General features: G+C 35.9%; 1 protein-coding gene. It reads right to left on the bottom strand.

What is annotated here, in order from left to right; translation table 11 throughout:
- Positions 1-148 precede the first annotated feature (148 nt).
- Positions 149-1,288 (bottom strand): IS110 family RNA-guided transposase, encoded by a 1,140-nt coding sequence (locus K9V48_RS27990; RefSeq protein ID WP_224142309.1) that lies wholly within the window; start codon positions 1,286-1,288, stop codon positions 149-151.
- Positions 1,289-1,543 lie beyond the last annotated feature (255 nt).

Below are 1,543 nucleotides of genomic sequence, written 5' to 3'. Positions count from 1 at the left end.
GAAGATCCTTTTTCTGTGAAAATAAATAATGGTTTAAACTTGCTTGGTTTCGTTAATGATATGATTAATTCAATTTTTGACAATAAGAAAGCTGAGCTACCTTAAATTATGGTATCTCGTATATAATTTTTATTAATTGTCTATAATGCTAATTTACGACTGACTCATGGTAGGGTTCTTTGTTCTGAAGCATATGATAGACAATGGTAAGCATTCGGTGTCCGATGGCAACGAGTGCTTTTTTCTTTCCTCTTCGTGCAGCTAGTGACCAATATTTAACTGCCAACCTTTTGTTTCGACTTCGTGAAACAGCCCAAGCAGCCTCACATAAAGCAGTTTTTATATGTGGATTTCCTTTTACCGTTCGTGCACTTTTTCTTTTCCCTGCACTTTCATAATTTCCAGGTGATAAACCTGCCCATGAAGCGAGATGTTTTGAAGTTGGAAATTGTGCCATATCGATACCTATCTCCGCAATGATAACTGCTGCTGTATCTTTCTTAATCCCTGGCATTGTGATAAGAAGTTGAACTTCTTCCTGATAATTGATTAAGATTTGATCAATCCTCTTTTCAATATCGGATATTAATTCCTCAAGGTAGACAATATGCATCCAAGATTGTTTAATAAGGAAAAGCTGATGGTCGTTTAACGTACCAAATAACGAATCTGTAATTAGCTGCTGCTTATGGGCCATTTTTCCGTGTATCTTTTGTTTAACGTCTTCTTGATCTATATAACCGTTAGAAATTAGCTGCTCTAACAATTTCCTTCCTGAAACCCCAAATACATCCGAAATAACGGTGCCTAATTTGATGTTTGAAGTTTCTAATATCTTTTGAATTCGATTCTTTTCGGAAGTTATATGGCCAATCCATTTCTTTCTAAAACGAGTCAAATCACGCAGATTTCGAAAATCTTCAGGAGGCACAAAGCTTTTTTCTATTAATCCATGTCTTAATAATTTGGCAATCCATTCTGCATCTGAAACATCTGTTTTTCTACCAGGAACATTCTTTATCCTTTGAGCATTTGCCAAAGTAATATCAAAGAAATCTTCTAAGATGTTATAAACGGGCTTCCAGTAAACTCCTGTACTTTCCATTGCTATGTGGGTTACTTCTCTTTCCTCTAACCACTTTAGAAGTCGAAATAGATCTTTCGTCAATGTAGGGAAGGTTTCAATCTCTTTTACTATGTCAGTTTCTGAGTCACCTTGCAGTACACAAACTACAATTGTCTCGGAATGTACATCTAAGCCAGCACAACGTTTGTACAATGTTTCCATTTCACTCCACCTTTATCAAAGAATTCCACAGACAGTGGAACGAATTTGAAATTAGTCATTTTTCTGTTCGTAGTCTTCTCTCGAAAGAGAGAGCTAACAATAGGTTGTACACCAAATTCATTCCTACAGTTTTCAGTACAGGGTAAAACCACCAATAAAGGATACGTTATATACTCACTATCTGCGGTATCTACATTATGGAATGAAGAACCTATTTTCATTCCTAGGTTGAGAGCGAGAGATCATGAATGTTTT

It is taken from the genome of Metabacillus rhizolycopersici (genome assembly GCF_020075705.1).
This window is presented reverse-complemented; position numbering and strand designations above follow the sequence as displayed.